Source organism: Blastococcus sp. VKM Ac-2987, assembly GCF_026967805.1.
Lineage (GTDB): Bacteria > Actinomycetota > Actinomycetes > Mycobacteriales > Geodermatophilaceae > Blastococcus.
Map to the genome: position 1 here is coordinate 698,137 of NZ_JAPVBG010000001.1, position 14,955 is coordinate 713,091.

The following is a 14,955-nucleotide window of genomic DNA, read 5'->3' on the forward strand; positions in this document are numbered from 1 at the left end:
GGGGGCGAATGTATCGCCAGTGTTTACACGGCGATAGCCTTGGTGAACAAAAAAAGTCTGACGATCGGTCGTCGTCGGACCGGGGAGGAACTCATGCTCAACGAGCGGGTGCGCACCCTGCGCAAGAGCCGGGGCATGTCCCTGCGTGAGCTCGCCGCGGCGACCGGTGTCTCGGCGGCACTGCTGAGCCAGGTGGAGCGCGGCACCACCGATCCGAGCCTGAACACCGTCCGCAAGCTGGCCGCCGTGCTCGGCGCCGACCTCGCCACGCTGTTCGCCGAGGAGCCGCCGGCGCAGGTCCACCACAGCCGCCCGCGGCAGCGTCCGCTGCTGTCGGCCGGGGCGGGGCTGATGTCCTACGAACGGCTCACCCCCGGGCGGTCCGACCTGGAGGTGCTCCACGGGCGGCTGGCTCCGGGGCAGGCGACGTCGGAGGAGCCGTGGGCGCACCCGTCGACCGAGTGCGCCGTCGTGGTCGTGGGCAGCATGAGCGCGGAGGTCGACGGCGTCCGCTACGACCTCGCGATCGGCGAGAGCCTGACCTTCGACTCCCGGCTGCCGCACCGCTTCTTCAACGACTCCGGTGCGCCCGCCGAGTACCTCCTGGCGGTGACCCCGCCGGTCCCCTGAGCGCGAGCACGCCGTCCCGGGCACGGGTCAGGCCCCGGTGGCGACGTCGTCGCGGACCACGGCGCCGCCCTTCATGACCCACGACAGCGACCGGTAGGTGGCGACGTCGGCCGTGGGGTCGCCGTCGGTCGCGACGAGGTCGGCGAGCTTGCCCGCCTCCACCGTGCCGATGTCGTCCTGCGCGCCCAGCCAGGTGGCGGGGACGAGGGTGGCAGCCGCGACGGCGGCGGGTGCGTCCAGGCCGTTCTCGGCCATGTGCTCCAGCTCCCGCACCGCCGCGCTGGTGCCCTCGAACCGCCAGAACGGGGGCATGTCCGAGCCCAGCATCACCGAGACCCCGGCGGCCAGGGCGCTGCGGTAGCTCTCCAGGTGCCGCTCCCCCGCCCCCAGCGAGCGCTGCTGCATCCACTCCGGGACACCGAGCTCGTCGAAGAAGGACTTGCACCGGGTGACGACCAGGGTCGGCACGTAGGCGCAGCCGGAGGCCGCCATCGCCGCGGTGACCTCGTCGGTCAGCTCGTAGCCGTGCTCGACGCAGTCCAGCCCCAGCTCCACCGCCTCGCCGGTGACACCGGCCGGTCCCGCGTGGGCGGTGACCTTGCGGTTCCACTCGTGCGCCGTGGTGATCGCCGCCTCGAGCTCGTCCCGGGCCACCTGCCGGGTGGAGATCGTCTCGTGCTGCCCCGAGATGCCGCCGGAGATCATCACCTTGATCAGGTCCGCGCCGGCCCGGATCTGCTGGCGGACCCCGTTCCGGAAGCCGATGGGGCCGTCGCACTCCAGGGCACCGGAGGACCCGTGGCCGTGCCCCCCGGTGCAGGCGATGGGCCGCCCGGCGGTGAAGATCCGCGGGCCGACGACGTGCCCGGCCTCGATGGCCTGTCGCAGCGTGAAGTCGACGTGCTTCTTCTCCCCCACGCAGCGGATGGTCGTGACCCCGGCCCGCAGGGTCGCGGCGGCACCGCCGGCCATGTACAGCGCCAGCTGGGCCTCGTCCATGGCCTTCACCTCGGCGCCGCGGGGACCGGGCAGCGACAGCGACAGGTGGGTGTGCATGTTGACCAGGCCGGGCGAGAGCCAGCGGCCGCCGAGGTCGATCTCCCGGTGGTCGGCGTCGTCCAGGCCGGCCCGGACCTCCGCCTCGGGGCCGACCGCCAGGATGCGTCCCCCGCGGATCCAGACGGCCGCGTCGGTCAGCGGCGCCTTCCGCGCGGCGTCGGTGACGGAGCAGCCGTGCAGCAGGATCGAGTCAGACATGGAAGGCACTCCCTGGGGTGGACGGGTCGAGGTGCACGGGGCGGCCACCGATGACGACGGCCAGGGGCTCCTGCCGGGGCCACTCCTCCGGGTCGAGCTCCAGCGGGTCCTCCGGCCAGACGGCGAGATCGGCCCGCGCGCCGGGGGCGAGGTGCCCCAGGTCCGGCTCGCCGACGTAGTTCCCGGCGTGCCGGGTGTACATCGGGAACGCCTCCCGGGGCGTCAGTGACTCGTGGTCGCCGAGACTCGAGCCGTCCCAGACCCGCCGCGTCACGGCCATCAGCGCGCCGTGCATCGGGGCGCACGGGTGGGTGTCGGACCCGGCGGCGAAGCGGAAGCCGAGCGCCGACATGGTGGCCAGCGGCATGGTCCGGCCGGCGAGCGGCCCCCACGCGGCGCGGATCTCGTCGCTGTACACGAAGCCGAGCGGCGGGTTCACCGAGATCTTGATCCCGAGCCGGGCGCACTCGCGCAGGTCGAGGACGTCGACGAGGAAGGCGTGCGCGATGCTCACCTGACCGCTCTCCAGCGGTGCGCCCGCCCGCCGCACGTCGTCCACGGCCGAGATGATCTCGCCGATCGCGCCGCCGCCCATGGCGTGGATGCACACCGGCCACCCGCGGTCGGCGGCGAGGCGCAGCAGCGTCCGCAGCTCCTCGCCGGTGTAGTGCGGGTGCGCGTCGCCGATCTCCTCGCCCGACCGCATCCACGCGGTGGCGAACTCGCCGTCGAGCAGCAGCTTGACGGCCCAGGCGCGCAGGTTCTCGTCCCCCGTCATCGGCAGGGCCGTGGCGGCGAGCAGCCGGTCGAGCTCTTCCTGGAACGGCTTGCGCCAGTCGAACCGGTTCATCAGCCGCACCCGCAGCGGCAGCCGGTCGCGCCGCCGGGCCTCCCTGTAGAGCGCCCACGAGGGCTCGAACGCGCCGGCGAGACCGGGGTCGACGACCGTAGTGACGCCCATCCGGAGCAGCCGGCCGCAGGCCTCGTCGAGGATGGCGAGCCGGTACTCGTCGTCGTCCATGCTCTGGGTGTAGATGGCGTCGTTCACCACCCGGACGGCCTGGCCGTGCAGGTACCCCGTCGCCGGGTCGTAGGACTCGACCGGCAGCCCGGCCAGCCGGTCGGCCATGCGCTGCGCCCCGACGGTGTTGATGACCGCGCGGTCGGGTCGCCGGTAGAGGTAGACCGGCGTGCGCGGTGCCGCCGCGTCGAGCTCGTCGCGGGTGGGCAGCCGGCCTTCGGCGAGGTTGCGCTCGTTCCAGGCGGCGGTGTCGGCGAAGCACCGGATCCAGACGTGCTCGCTCGCCGCCCGCGCGCGCTCGCGCACGATCCCGACGACCTCACCGACCGACCGGGCCTGCTCGAGCCGCAGCATCTGGAACTCGTGCGACACCTTCTCCAGGTGGATGTGGGTGTCGATGAACCCGGGCCAGACGGTGGCCCCGCCCAGGTCGGTCCGGCGGGTCGCCGGACCGGCCAACTGCTCGAGGTCCGCGTCCGTGCCGACGGCCAGGACCCGGCCGTCGGCGATCGCCAGCGCGGTACCGCCGCCGGCGTCGGGTGAGAAGGTCTCGACCCGTCCGCCGGTCAGCAGCCAGTCGGCGGTCACGACGCGGCCTGCCCGGCCGGGACCCCGGGCGCCGCGGAGCGCGTCGTCGCGCCGCTGCCCGCGCCCGGGACCACGCGACCCCGCTGCAGCACCATCGAGACGCGACGGACGGCAGAGGCATCGGTCAGCGGATCCCCGTCGACGACCAGCAGGTCGGCCTCCTTGCCCTCGCCGACGGTGCCGACCCGGTCGCCGACGCCGAGCCACGCGGCCGGCACCGTGGTCGCTGCCGCCAGCGCACCGCGCGGACCTGCCCCGTGCTCGGCCATGAGCCCGTACTCCCAGGCCGTGGCGTTCGTCCCGTCGATGTCCCAGAACGGCGGCAGGTCGCTCCCGAGCATCACCGGGACGCCCGCGTCGAGCGCCATGCGGTAGCTCTCCACGTGCCGCGGACCGGCGCCGAGGGCGCGCGCCTGCATCCACGACGGCACGCCCAGCGAGTCGAAGAACTCCGTGCAGCGGGAGACGCCCAGCGTGGGGACGAGCGCGCAGCCGTGCCGCGCCATGGCCGCGGCGGTCTCAGGCGTGAGCTGGTAGCCGTGCTCGACGCAGTCGAGACCGAGCTCGACCGCCTCGAGGATGACCGGCGCCGGCCCGGCGTGCGCCGTCACCTTCCGGTTCCACTCGTGCGCCGTGGAGATCACCGCCGCCATCTCGTCCGACGTGAGCTGGCGGGTGTCGATGGACTCGTGCTCGCCCGCGATCCCGCCGGAGATCATCACCTTGATCAGGTCCGCGCCGGCCCGGATCTGCGCCCGCACCCCGCGCCGGAAGTCGTCCGCCCCGTCGCACTCCAGGGTGGAGCTCGTCTCGTGGCCGTGCCCGCCCGTGCAGACCAGCGCCCGGCCGGCGGTGAAAATCCGCGGGCCCTCGGCCCGCCCGGCCTCGATCGCCGCGCGCAGCGCGAAGTCGGCGTGGTCGCTCTCCGCGACGCACCGGACGGACGTCACCCCGCACAGCAGCGAGCGCCGGGCGCCGTCGGCCATGTAGAGCGCCAGCTCGTGCGGCGTCATCGCCGCGATCTGCGCCCCGAGCGGGCCGGGGAGCGCCAGCGAGAAGTGCGTGTGCATGTTGAACAGCCCGGGCATCACGGTCCGGCCGCCCAGCTCGAGCTCCGCCGGCCGGTCCTCGCCCGGCAGTTCCTCGCGCAGCTGGTCGAGGACCCGCTCCTGGGGCCCGACCGCACGGATCGTCCCGTCGTCCACCCAGACGGCGGCGTCCTCCAGGAGGACGTCGCGGTCCGCGTCGGCGACGTGGCACTGCGAGAGCACCACCGAGGTTCGCTGCATCGGTTCCTCCGGACTCACGGGTGGCTGGTGCGGTCGTCGGTGGGCATCGTGCCCGGCCGGTCAGGCCGGAGTTTCGGCCAGGTGGCGGGAGGTGGTGGTCAGCCGGCGGTCGCGCGCCGGGCCGGTTCCTGTGTCACTGCTGCCCGGTCAGGTACCGGCGGGCGTTCCCGGACAGCAGCTGCCGCTGCTGCTCCCCGGGCAGCCCCGCCTGGTGGACGACGGCGCCGACGGGGCGCTCGCCCAACGGGTAGGGGTAGTCCGACCCGACCATCACCTGTTCGGGCCCGAGCGTCTCGACGAGCATCCGGAGCGCCGGCGGGGCGAACACCACCGAGTCGACCGAGAACCGGCCGACGTACTCCGACGGCGGTCGGGTGGAGCTCCCCCGGACGACGTCGCCACGCCGGTGCCAGGCGTTCTCCAGGCGGCCGAGCCAGAAGGCGAACGAGCCGCCACCGTGGGCGAAGCAGATCCGCAGCGACTCCGGGACGCGGTCGAACACGCCGCCGAGCACCATCGCCAGCACCGACAGGTGGGTCTCCGCGGGCATGCCGGTGAGCCACTGCGCCATCCACCGGTCCAGCCGCGGGCCGCCGGCCATGTCCCACGGGTGCACGAACACCGGGACGTCCAGCGACGCCGCGTGCTGCAGGAAGGTCACGACGCCGGCGTCGTCGAGGTCCCGGTCGCCGACGTGGTTGCCGATCTCGACACCCCGGTGACCGGCCGCCAGGGCGCGCTCGAGCTCGGCGCACGCCGCGTCGGGGTCCTGGAGGGGCACCTGGCAGAACGGGACCAGCCGGCCACCGGAGCCGTCGGTCAGCTCGAGGGCGAGGTCGTTGAAGATCTCGCACACCCGGGCCGCCTGCGCGGGCGGGCGGTCGTAGGAGAAGAACACCGGGGTGGGTGAGACCACCTGGACGGCGACCCCGTCGGCGTCCATGTCGGCGAAGCGGGTGGGCGCGTCCCAGCACTCGGCGCCGATCGGGCGGAACTCCATCTCGCCCACCATGATCATCGCCGCGCGCTCGGAGTCGATGCGCAGCGAGGGCCACGTGCCCGGCCCGCAGGCGGCACCGAGGTCTGGCCAGCCGCGGGGCACGAAGTGGGTGTGCACGTCGATGATCTGCCCGTCGCCGATCTCCGCGATCCCGCCGGGCTGCCTGGGCGAGGTCACCGCGACCGCCACGCTCCCCCGCCGATGGCGGCGAGGACCGCGAGCCCCGCCGCGGCCCCCGCCGCCACGAGCCGCCGCTGGCGCCGCACGAGCCGGACGACCTCGGCGTAGGGCACCGTCGTGAACGACACCAGCTCGTAGCGGGTGCGGTAGACCGGCAGCCACTTCTCCAGCAGGTGCTCCCCCCGGGTGGTGAGCTGGAAGAGCCGGGAGTTCACCTTGTCCCGCATCTCGGTGAAGTTGTCCGCGGCCATGCCGGCGATCGCCTCGGCGTTCTCCCGCCGCGCCGACTCGAACAGCGGCAGGGCCAGGCGGAGGTCGTCGCCGGTGCTCTCCAGCAGCTGGTCAAGGGCGACGCAGTCCTCGAAGCCGGAGTTGGCCCCCTGCCCGAAGAACGGGAGGATCGCGTGGGCGGCGTCCCCCATCAGGACGAACCGACCGTCGTGCTGCCACGGGGACGTGTGCAGCGTCCCCAGCGGGCCGATCGGGTTGTGCAGGTAGTCCGACACGTGGTCCGGCGCCAGCGGCGGGACGTCGGGGTAGTGCCGCCGGAAGTGCTCGGCCACCTGCTCGGCGGTGGTGATCTCCGCGAAGCTGCCCGGCCCGTCGAGCGGCCAGAAGAGGGTGCAGGTGAAGGACCGGTCGGGGTTGGGGAGGGCGATCATCATGGAACCGCCCCGCGGCCAGATGTGCAGCGCGTCGGGGTCCATGGCGAACTCGCCGTCCCGGGCCGGGATGGTCAGCTCCTTGTAGCCGTAGGGCTGCCAGTCCTCCTCCGCGGTCACCACGCCGGCGGCCATCAGCGCCTGGCGGACGGCCGAGCCGGCCCCGTCGGTGCCGACCACCCAGTCCGGGGACACCTCGAGCGGCCCGTCGGTGGTCTCGAAGGTCAGCTGCGCGGTCCGGACGTCCAGCCCGGTGAGCCGGTGCCCGAAGACGACCCGGACGTCGGGGGCCTTCTCCGCGGCGTCGAGCAGGGTCGCGTTCAGCGCCGACCGGCTGATCGAGTTGATGTGCTGGCGCCCGTCCGCGGAGTAGGAGCGGAAGGTCTGCGTGCCGTCGACGCCGTGCACCATCCGCCCGTGCATCGGGAGGGCGGGGGCCATGACCTGCTCGTCCAGGCCGAGCCGCCGCAGGGCGTCGATCCCCCGCTCCGAGAGCGCCAGGTTGATCGAGCGGCCCCGCTCCTCGGCGGTGAGGCGCGGGTCCGGGCGCCGTTCGTAGACCGTCACGGCGTACCCGCGACGGGCGAGGAAGCACGCCGCGAGGCAGCCGACGAGCCCGGCGCCGACCACCGCCACGGAACGCTGCGCCGTCGGGTCGGACGAGGTCAGGATCGGATCGCTCATCGGGGTGCCACCTCGCGGGCCAGCGCGACAGCGGCGCGCCAGCAGTCGTGGAACGTGACGTACATGGGCACGGGGGCGAACCGGACGATGTCCGGCTGGCGCGCGTCGGCGATCACCCCGTGCCGGACCCGCAGCGCGGCGGTCAGCTCCTTCGCGGTGCGGCCCTCGATCCGGACCGAGAGCTGGCTGCCGCGCGCGGCCGGGTCCCGCGGCGTCACCTGGGTCAGCGGGCGGTCCCGGAAGACCTCGTCGAACAGCGACTCGAGGTAGGCGGTCAGCCGCAGGCTCCGGGCGCGGAGCGCGGGCATCCCGGTCTCGTCGAACATCTCCAGCGAGCTGCGGACCGGTCCCATGGCGAAGATCGGCGGGTTGGACAGCGCCCACGCGTCGGCCGTCGGCGGTGGGTCGGCCACGGGCGCCATCTCGAACCGGGTCGACTCCCGCGTCGTCCACCAGCCCTCGAACCGCGGCCGGTCCCCGGCCAGGTGCCGCTCGTGGACGAAGACACCGGCCACCGCACCGGCGCCGCTGTTGAGGTACTTGTAGGTGCACCAGGCGGCGAAGTCGACGTCCCACTCGTGCAGCGCGAGCGGGACGTTGCCGGCGGCGTGCGCCAGGTCCCAGCCGACGACGCACCCCGCCTCGTGGCCGGCGCGGGTGATCGCCGGCATGTCGAGCAGCTCGCCGGTCAGGTAGTTCACGCCCCCGAACAGCACGAGCGCGTGCTCGTGCCCGGAGCGGCGGAGGAGGTCCACGACGTCCTCGGTGCGCAGGCTCTCCTCGCCCTCCCGGGGGCGCATGCGGGTCACGACCGCGTCCGGGTCGAGCCCGTGGAAGGCCGCCTGGCTGCGCACCGCGTAGCTGTCGGAGGGGAAGGCGCTGTCCTCGATGAGGATCTTCCGGCGGGCACCTTCCGGCCGGTAGAACGACACCATCAGCAGGTGCAGGTTGACCGTCAGCGAGTTCATCGCCACGACCTCGTCCGGCTTGGCACCGACCAGCCGGGCCATCGGCTCGCGCAGGAACGCGTGGTAGGGCAGCCACGGGCGGCGGGCCTCGGTGTGGCCCTCGACGCCCCACTGCGCCCAGTCGTCCATGTCCTCGAGCAGCTCGACCGAGGTGCGCCGCGGGCGCAGGCCCAGCGAGTTCCCGGCGAAGTACGCCGTCTCGGGGTGGTCCCCGCCCTCGGCGGGCGGGACGTGGAACTCGGCGCGCCGGGTCGGCAGCTCGTCGGCCGCGTCCAGGGCGAGGGCCTGCTCCTCGCGGGCCAGCAGGTCGGCGAGCAGGTCCCGGCCATCGGGCCGGGCGGTCACGGTCTCGGTCACCGGGGTCAGACCGCCGTCCGGGCCGACCACACCTCGGGGAAGACGACCCGGGCCAGGCTCTTGGCCAGCCAGTACGTCCCCGAGGAGCCGCCGGAGCCCACCTTGTCGCCCATGCCCCTGCGGACGGCGAGGAGGTGCTTGTGCCGCCAGTCGGTGAAGGCGGCGGAGATGTCGGTCAGCACCTCGGCCAGCTCCCACAGCGGGTCGCCGTGCTGCTCCCGGGTGTAGATCTGCAGCCAGGCGGCCTCGACCTCGGGACGGGCCTCGTAGTCCTGCCCGAAGTCGCGGTTCACGACCTCCTCGGGGATGTCCATGCCGCTGCGGGCGAGGGCGGCGATCGCATCGTCGTACAGCGAGGGGCCCTCGAACGCCGCCATCAGCGGCTCGTAGACGGCCGGGTTGCCGCGGTAGAGCTCGGTGAGCCGGCGCTGCTTGATGCCGAGCAGGAGCTCCAGCCGGCGGTAGGCCCACGACTGGAAGCCCGACGCCACCCCGAGGGTGTCGCGGAAGCGGTTGAAGGCCATGGGCGAGAGCCAGTCGATGGTCGACCAGGCGGCGACGAGCCCCTCGAACTGCCGGACGGACCGGCGGAGGACGGCGACCGCGCCCCGGACGTCGTCGGCGCGCAGGTGCTGCTGCGCGAGCTCCCACTCGAACTGGAGCTGGCCGAAGTAGAGCTCCATGATCTGCGACGCGACGAGGAAGGCGCGCTCCTCGGGCACGTCGGTCATCGTGTCCTGGATGCCGTGCAGGACGTCCGTGCGGACGTAGTGGTCGTACGGGGTCGCGCCGTCGAACGACATGTGCGGCTTGCCGCCGGTCGCCTCGGCGAGGGCGGCACGGCTCTCCGCGGTCGCCGTCCCGTTGCCGGGGTGGCTGTCGACCTCGCTCGCCGTACCCCTGTCGCGCTCTTCCACGGTCACTGTCGGCCCTCCTTCACGGGTGAAGTCTGCGCGGGTGCAGGACGTCCGGGAATGGCGAGCGGGGGTCGTATAGTCCATCCGACCTTTCGATCGGAAGGTCGGATCGGCAAACGACTTTCGTGTCGTGGAGGGGGGGTGTGGGCGCGTGGACACCACGGACTGGGCCATCCTCGCCGAGCTCCAGGACGACTGCCGGGTCTCGTTCAGCGAGCTCGGTCGGCGAGTGCACATGTCCTCGCCGGCGGTCGCCGAACGCGTCCGCCGGCTCGAGCAGGCCGGGGTCATCACCGGGTACCACGCCGCCGTCGACCTCGAGGCGGCCGGCTGGAGCGTGCTGGCCCTGGTGCGCATGCAGTGCTTCGGGCCGCGCTGCATCCTGCAGCACGCCGAGAGCGTCGCGGCCTGGCCCCAGGTGCTCGAGCTGCACCGGGTCACCGGTGACGTGTGCTGCGAGCTGAAGGTCGTGGCCGCCTCGATGCAGGCGTTCGAAGCGGTGGTGGACCGGCTCGCCGACTACGGCCAGCCGTCGTCGACGCTGGTGCTCTCCAGCCCGCTCGACCGCGGCCGCGTCCACCGACCCGACTGAGGGCCGGCCGGGCCGCGACGCGGGAGTCCGGACCGCGGGACCGCTCAGGCGGGCGCGGCGAGCCCGTCCAGCGCGCCGAGCACGACCGGCCACGCCGTGCTGCTCGGGTCGATCAGCGCGAAGTGCCCCACCGGGAGCGCGGTGAGCGCTGCAGCCGGGTGCCGGCGACGGTAGGACTCGCTGACCACGGCCGGGACGATCCCGTCCCCGGTGCCGTGGACGATGTGCACGCGGGCGTCCGGGGTGGCCAGCCGCGCCGGGTCGAGGTCGGCCCGCCCGGCCGCGGGTCCGCCCAGGAAGGCCGGCACCGCGTCGGTGTCCAGCGCCAGGGCCGCGGCCACCTCCAGGTCGGCCACCGGCGCGAGCGCGAGGACGCCGACGACGCCCGCCGGCGCCCCCGCGGCCGCGAGCAGCGCGAGGTGGCCGCCCGCCGAGTGGCCGGCGACCAGCAGCCGGCCGTCGCTGTGGGCGGTGGTCACGTCCGACCGCCGGACCTCGCGCAGCGCCGCGCGGACGTCCGCGACCATGGCGTCGGGCCGGCCCGGGATGCGCCGGTACTCCGGCGTCGCCGTCGTCCAACCGGCCCGGGCCAGCGCATCGGTCATCGGCCGCACGTGCACCCGGTCGTACTCGGGACGCCAGAAGCCGCCGTGCAGCAGGACGACCAGCGGCCGTCCCGCCGCGCGCGGACCACCGAGGCGGACGTCGCAGACGTGCTCGTCCGCCGCTCCGTACCGGAGGACGAGGTCCGGCCCCGGCGCGGGACGCGACAGGACCGAGCGGTCCTCCGGCCGGAGCGGGCCCGGGGCCTCCACCACGTCCACGGCGATCAGGCGGTGGCCGGGGCCCCGGTCACCGGGCGCAGGTGGTCCGGCCACTGCTTCCCCGGGTGGAGGGCACCGCAGTTGTCGCAGGTCCGCGCCTGCTCGTCGGAGAGGAACGAGTCGAAGACGGGGAGCAGGTCCTCGACGATCGACTGCAGCTGCAGCTCCGCCCGGAAGATCCGGTGGTTGCACTCCATGCAGTAGTACTCGACGGCGTCCCGCTGACCCGTGGGGCGGGCGAACTCGACGACCAGCCCGATGCTGCCCGGCTCCGGGCGCTGCGGGGAGTGCTTCACGTGCGGGGGCAGCAGGAAGACGTCGCCCTCGCTGATCTGGATGTCCGTCGGCGGCTGCCCCTCCTCGGCCATCACCCGCAGCACCATGTTGCCCTTGAGCTGGTAGAAGAACTCCTCGATCGGGTCGTCGTGGAAGTCCGTGCGCTGGTTCGGCCCGCCGACGACCGTCACCATCAGGTCGGCGTCCTCCCAGACCTGCACGTTGCCGACGGGCGGCTTGAGCAGGTGCTGGTGCTCCTCGATCCAGCGCTGGAAGTTGAACGCCTTGAGCTCGCGGGGGTCGGGCATGGTGCCTCCTCGGGTGGGCTTGTCTTGGTCAGTCGCGGGCCGGCAGGACCGCGACCGCCTGGATCTCGATGAGCAGGTGCGGGTGGGGCAGCTCGGCGACCGCCACGGTGGTCCGCGTGGGCCCCGACTCGTCGAAGTGCTCGGCGTACACCGCGTTGTAGGCGTCGAAGTCCGCCATGGACGTGAGGTACGTGGTGACCTGCACCAGGTCGCCCAGCCCGGCGCCCACGGAGGCCAGGATGTCGGCCACGTTGCGCAGCACCTCCCGGGTCTGCACGGCGATGTCCAGCCGCAGCTCGCCGTCGTCGCCCACCTCCGCCCCGGCGATGGTGTCGTCGGGGCGCCGGCTGCTGGTGCCGGAGACCCAGGCCATCCCGGAGGCGACCCGGACGTGGGGGAAGCGTCCGCGGGGCGTCGCCTTGCCGGCGACGGTCACGGCCCGGCTGTCGCTCATTCCGCTCCTCCGCGGACCTCGATGCGCACCGAGCCCAGCCCGGTCACCCGCCCGACGACGCCCGACCCCGGCCTCAGCGGGACGGCGGCGGTGGCGGCGCCGGCGAGGATCACCTGCCCGGCGCGCAGCCGGAAGCCACGCCGGAGGGCCATGCCGGCCAGCGCCGGCAGGGCCTTCAGCGGGTGGCCCAGGATGGCGTCGGTGGAGCCGGTCTCGACGACCTCGCCGTCGACGACCAGCGAGACCGGCAGCCCACCGAGCTCCCCGGCGTCCCGGAGCGACGTCCACGGACCGATGACGAACCCGGCGGCCGACGTGTTGTCCGCGACGACGTCGGCGAGCGTGAACCGGAAGTCCTGGTAGCGCGAGTCGATGATCTCCAGCGCCGGAGCGACGGCGTCCACGGCGGACAGGATGTCGTCGACCGGCTCGTCCGGGGAGACGTCCCGCGCCAGGCGGTAGGCGACCTCCGGCTCCACGCGGGGGTGGATGAGACCGGGCAGGTCCACCGAGCCGCCGTCGGGCACGAGCATGTCCGAGGTCAGCCGGCCGACGATGACGTCGGAGACGCCCATCTGCGCCATCTTCGCCAGGCTGGTGAAGCCCAGCTTCCAGCCGACCTGGACCGCACCCCGGTCCAGCCGGCGGGCGACCAGGGCCTCCTGGACGGCGTAGGCGGCGTCGACGTCCGTCGCCTCCGCGTTGCGGATCTCGCGGACGCCGGTCACCGCGTCGTCGAGCCGCTGCACGAGCGCGTCGTCCACGCGCGGGGTCGTCGTCACAGCTTCACGCACACGTTCGTCTGCTCCGTGTAGAACTCGAGGGAGGACTGGCCGCCCTCCCGACCGATCCCCGACAGCCCGCTGCCGCCGAACGGGGAGCGCAGGTCGCGCAGGAACCAGGTGTTCACCCAGCTGATGCCGACCCGCAGCTGCTGGGCGACCCGGTGCCCGCGCTGCAGGTCGGTGGTCCAGGTGGCCGCCGCCAGCCCGTAGTCCGTGTCGTTGGCCAGGGCCACCGCTTCCTCCTCCGTGTCGAACGGCACCAGCGCAGCCACCGGGCCGAAGATCTCCTCGCGCAGCACGCGGTCGTCCTGCGGCAGGCCCGTCCAGAGGGTCGGCTCGATCCACGCCCCTCCGTCCAGCTCGGCACCGAGGGCGGGGATCCCGCCGCCCACGAGCTCGGTGGCCCCGGACCGTCGGGCCAGCTCCAGGTAGGACAGCACCTTCTCCCGGTGGCCCCGGCTGATCAGCGGGCCGGTCGTGGTGGCCTCGTCGTCCGGGCGGCCCAGGCGGAGCGCCCGCGCCGCGGCGGCCAGCCGCTCGGCCACCTCGTCGAAGACCGGGCGTTCCACGTAGACCCGCTCGGTGCAGAGGCAGACCTGGCCGGTGTTCGCGAACACGGACCTGGTCAGGCCCTCGATCGTCGCGTCCAGGTCGGCGTCGGCGAACACCAGCGCCGGGTTCTTGCCGCCGAGCTCGAACGACAGCGGCCGCACCCGCGGTGCGACCGACCGCATGATGGCGCTCCCGGCGGCCGTCGACCCGGTGAAGGTCACCCCGTCGACACCCGGGTGCGAGGTGAGGAACTCCCCGGCCGAGCCGGGACCGAACCCGTGCACCACGTTGTAGACGCCGTCGGGCACGCCGGCGTCGCGCAGCACCTCGGCCAGCAGGGTCGCGGTCGACGGCGTCTCCTCCGACGGCTTGACGACCACGGCGTTGCCGCACGCGAGGGCCGGGGCGACCTTCCAGGTCAGCAGGAGGAGCGGGAGGTTCCAGGGCACGATCACGGCGACCACGCCGAGCGGCGAGCGCACCGCGTAGTTCAGGGCGCCGCGGCCGTCCGGCGTCTCCGTCTGGTACGAGGTGAGCCCGGCGGAGGAGATGGTGTCGGCGAAGGACCGGAAGTTGGCCACGGCCCGGGCGACGTCGAGCGCGCGGGCCTGGGCGACGGGCTTGCCCGTGTCGGCGACCTCGGCCCGCACGAAGTCGTCGAACCGCTCCTCGATCCGGTCGGCGACGCGGCGCAGGAGCGTGGCGCGGGCGCTCACACCCAACCGGCCCCACGGACCGTCGAGCGCCCGGCGGGCAGCCGCCACCGCGCGGTCCACGGTGACCGCGTCCGCTTCGTGCACCCGGGCGACGGTCGAGCCGTCGACCGGGTTGATCTTGACGAACAGCTCGCCCGTCTCGACGAGCTCACCGTCCACCACGTTGCAGATGATCGGTGCCGACGCGTCGGTCACCGGCTGAGCTGCCGTGGTCGTCTGAGTCACTGCGGGATCCACCTTCATGTGCGGTCGAGGCGGTACGGACGGCAGGGTGTGCCGTCGCCGGCGGCAGCCGTGGCGCCGTGCACGGAGAAGTCTCAGACAGGTGATCCCCGGCGTGGAAGGGGCAATGACGGTCACATGCCCCGCCCCGCTTTCAGAGCGGAAGGTCGCTCCGGGTGTCGCCTTAAAGTCGGCCGGGCCCCGGCGGATGGCGTCCGGAGCCGATGAGCGCAGCGATGACCTGGCCCGGCCGTGCGGCGTCCGACCGGATGGAGACCGCACTGAACGAGGCAGTGCCCGGTGACGAGCGGGACACCAGCACCCCGCGGGCGCTCGCCACGGACCTGCGGGCCTTCCTGCTATACGGAGCCCTGGCGCCCGGGGACCGGGACCTCCTCACCGGCTGGATGCGGGACAGCACCACCGGCGCGACCCCGATCGACGCCGGCGTCCCCGCCGGCTGGGACGTGGCGGACAAGTCCGGCGCCGGTGGCTAGGGCACCCGCAGCGACATCGCCGTGGTGCGCCCTCCGGACGGCGCGCCGCTCGTGCTGGCCGTCCTCTCCAGCCGGGCGTCCGCCGACGCCGGGTACGACGACGCGCTGGTGGCCCGGGCCGCCGCGGTGGTCGCCGGCGCCCTGCGCTGAGCGTCTGATCCGGCTTCTCGCCCAGG

At 73.8% G+C, this 14,955-nt stretch carries 15 protein-coding genes and 1 pseudogene; 4 read left to right on the forward strand and 12 right to left on the reverse strand.

All coding sequences use genetic code 11. The features are described from left to right. Positions 1-93 precede the first annotated feature (93 nt). Positions 94-630, forward strand: a complete 537-nt coding sequence (locus tag O2W17_RS03375) for a helix-turn-helix domain-containing protein (protein ID WP_269190982.1) — start codon at positions 94-96, stop codon at positions 628-630. Positions 631-657: 27 nt separating this feature from the next. Here the strand turns inward: O2W17_RS03375 and O2W17_RS03380 are convergent, their stop codons facing one another. The 7 genes from O2W17_RS03380 to O2W17_RS03410 all read right to left on the reverse strand — a co-directional run bounded on the left by O2W17_RS03380 (position 658) and on the right by O2W17_RS03410 (position 9,559). After that, entirely contained in the window at positions 658-1,887 is a 1,230-nt protein-coding gene (locus O2W17_RS03380; protein ID WP_269190983.1) for an amidohydrolase family protein, read from the reverse strand. After that, positions 1,880-3,496, reverse strand: coding sequence for an amidohydrolase (locus tag O2W17_RS03385; RefSeq protein ID WP_269190984.1), 1,617 nt, complete (start codon positions 3,494-3,496; stop codon positions 1,880-1,882). The genes O2W17_RS03380 and O2W17_RS03385 overlap by 8 nt, the downstream gene beginning before the upstream one ends. After that, the gene (locus tag O2W17_RS03390; protein ID WP_269190985.1) at positions 3,493-4,785 is read right to left on the reverse strand and encodes an amidohydrolase family protein; all 1,293 of its coding nucleotides are present in this window, start codon (positions 4,783-4,785) and stop codon (positions 3,493-3,495) included. Before O2W17_RS03390 ends, O2W17_RS03385 begins: the two co-directional genes overlap by 4 nt. Positions 4,786-4,918: 133 nt before the next feature. Further along, the gene (locus O2W17_RS03395; RefSeq protein ID WP_269190986.1) at positions 4,919-5,962 is read right to left on the reverse strand and encodes an amidohydrolase family protein; all 1,044 of its coding nucleotides are present in this window, start codon (positions 5,960-5,962) and stop codon (positions 4,919-4,921) included. Then, positions 5,959-7,311, reverse strand: a complete 1,353-nt coding sequence (locus O2W17_RS03400) for an FAD-dependent oxidoreductase (protein WP_269190987.1) — start codon at positions 7,309-7,311, stop codon at positions 5,959-5,961. Before O2W17_RS03400 ends, O2W17_RS03395 begins: the two co-directional genes overlap by 4 nt. Further along, complete coding sequence (gene kynU / locus O2W17_RS03405; RefSeq protein WP_269190988.1) at positions 7,308-8,636, reverse strand: kynureninase; 1,329 nt, start codon at positions 8,634-8,636, stop codon at positions 7,308-7,310. Before kynU ends, O2W17_RS03400 begins: the two co-directional genes overlap by 4 nt. A gap of 5 nt (positions 8,637-8,641) precedes the next feature. Then, complete coding sequence (locus tag O2W17_RS03410; protein ID WP_269190989.1) at positions 8,642-9,559, reverse strand: tryptophan 2,3-dioxygenase; 918 nt, start codon at positions 9,557-9,559, stop codon at positions 8,642-8,644. Positions 9,560-9,704: 145 nt separating this feature from the next. Between O2W17_RS03410 and O2W17_RS03415 the strand changes: the two genes are divergently transcribed. Next, a complete protein-coding gene (locus O2W17_RS03415; RefSeq protein ID WP_269190990.1) occupies positions 9,705-10,145 on the forward strand; it encodes an Lrp/AsnC family transcriptional regulator in 441 nt (146 codons plus the stop codon). A 44-nt stretch (positions 10,146-10,189) separates the two neighbouring features. On the opposite strand, the gene O2W17_RS03420 is transcribed toward O2W17_RS03415, so the two are convergent. Genes O2W17_RS03420 through O2W17_RS03440 form a run of 5 tightly spaced genes read right to left on the reverse strand, consistent with a single transcriptional unit; the run spans position 10,190 to position 14,285 of the window. Continuing rightward, positions 10,190-10,969, reverse strand: coding sequence for an alpha/beta hydrolase (locus O2W17_RS03420; protein ID WP_269190991.1), 780 nt, complete (start codon positions 10,967-10,969; stop codon positions 10,190-10,192). A gap of 5 nt (positions 10,970-10,974) precedes the next feature. Continuing rightward, complete coding sequence (locus tag O2W17_RS03425; RefSeq protein ID WP_269190992.1) at positions 10,975-11,553, reverse strand: 3-hydroxyanthranilate 3,4-dioxygenase; 579 nt, start codon at positions 11,551-11,553, stop codon at positions 10,975-10,977. Positions 11,554-11,581: 28 nt separating this feature from the next. Next, the gene (locus O2W17_RS03430) at positions 11,582-12,007 is read right to left on the reverse strand and encodes a RidA family protein (protein ID WP_269190993.1); all 426 of its coding nucleotides are present in this window, start codon (positions 12,005-12,007) and stop codon (positions 11,582-11,584) included. Beyond that, positions 12,004-12,789: a 2-keto-4-pentenoate hydratase gene (locus O2W17_RS03435; RefSeq protein WP_269190994.1), complete on the reverse strand. Its 786-nt coding sequence runs from the start codon at positions 12,787-12,789 to the stop codon at positions 12,004-12,006. Before O2W17_RS03435 ends, O2W17_RS03430 begins: the two co-directional genes overlap by 4 nt. Beyond that, the gene (locus O2W17_RS03440) at positions 12,786-14,285 is read right to left on the reverse strand and encodes a 2-hydroxymuconic semialdehyde dehydrogenase (RefSeq protein ID WP_269190995.1); all 1,500 of its coding nucleotides are present in this window, start codon (positions 14,283-14,285) and stop codon (positions 12,786-12,788) included. The genes O2W17_RS03435 and O2W17_RS03440 overlap by 4 nt, the downstream gene beginning before the upstream one ends. Positions 14,286-14,551: 266 nt before the next feature. Here O2W17_RS03440 and O2W17_RS03445 point away from each other — a divergent pair. Both O2W17_RS03445 and O2W17_RS03450 read left to right on the forward strand, forming a co-directional pair. Further along, a pseudogene (locus O2W17_RS03445) lies at positions 14,552-14,776 on the forward strand (serine hydrolase); the annotation flags it as partial. A gap of 24 nt (positions 14,777-14,800) precedes the next feature. Further along, a complete protein-coding gene (locus O2W17_RS03450; RefSeq protein WP_269190997.1) occupies positions 14,801-14,929 on the forward strand; it encodes a hypothetical protein in 129 nt (42 codons plus the stop codon). The last annotated feature ends 26 nt before the right edge of the window (positions 14,930-14,955 follow it).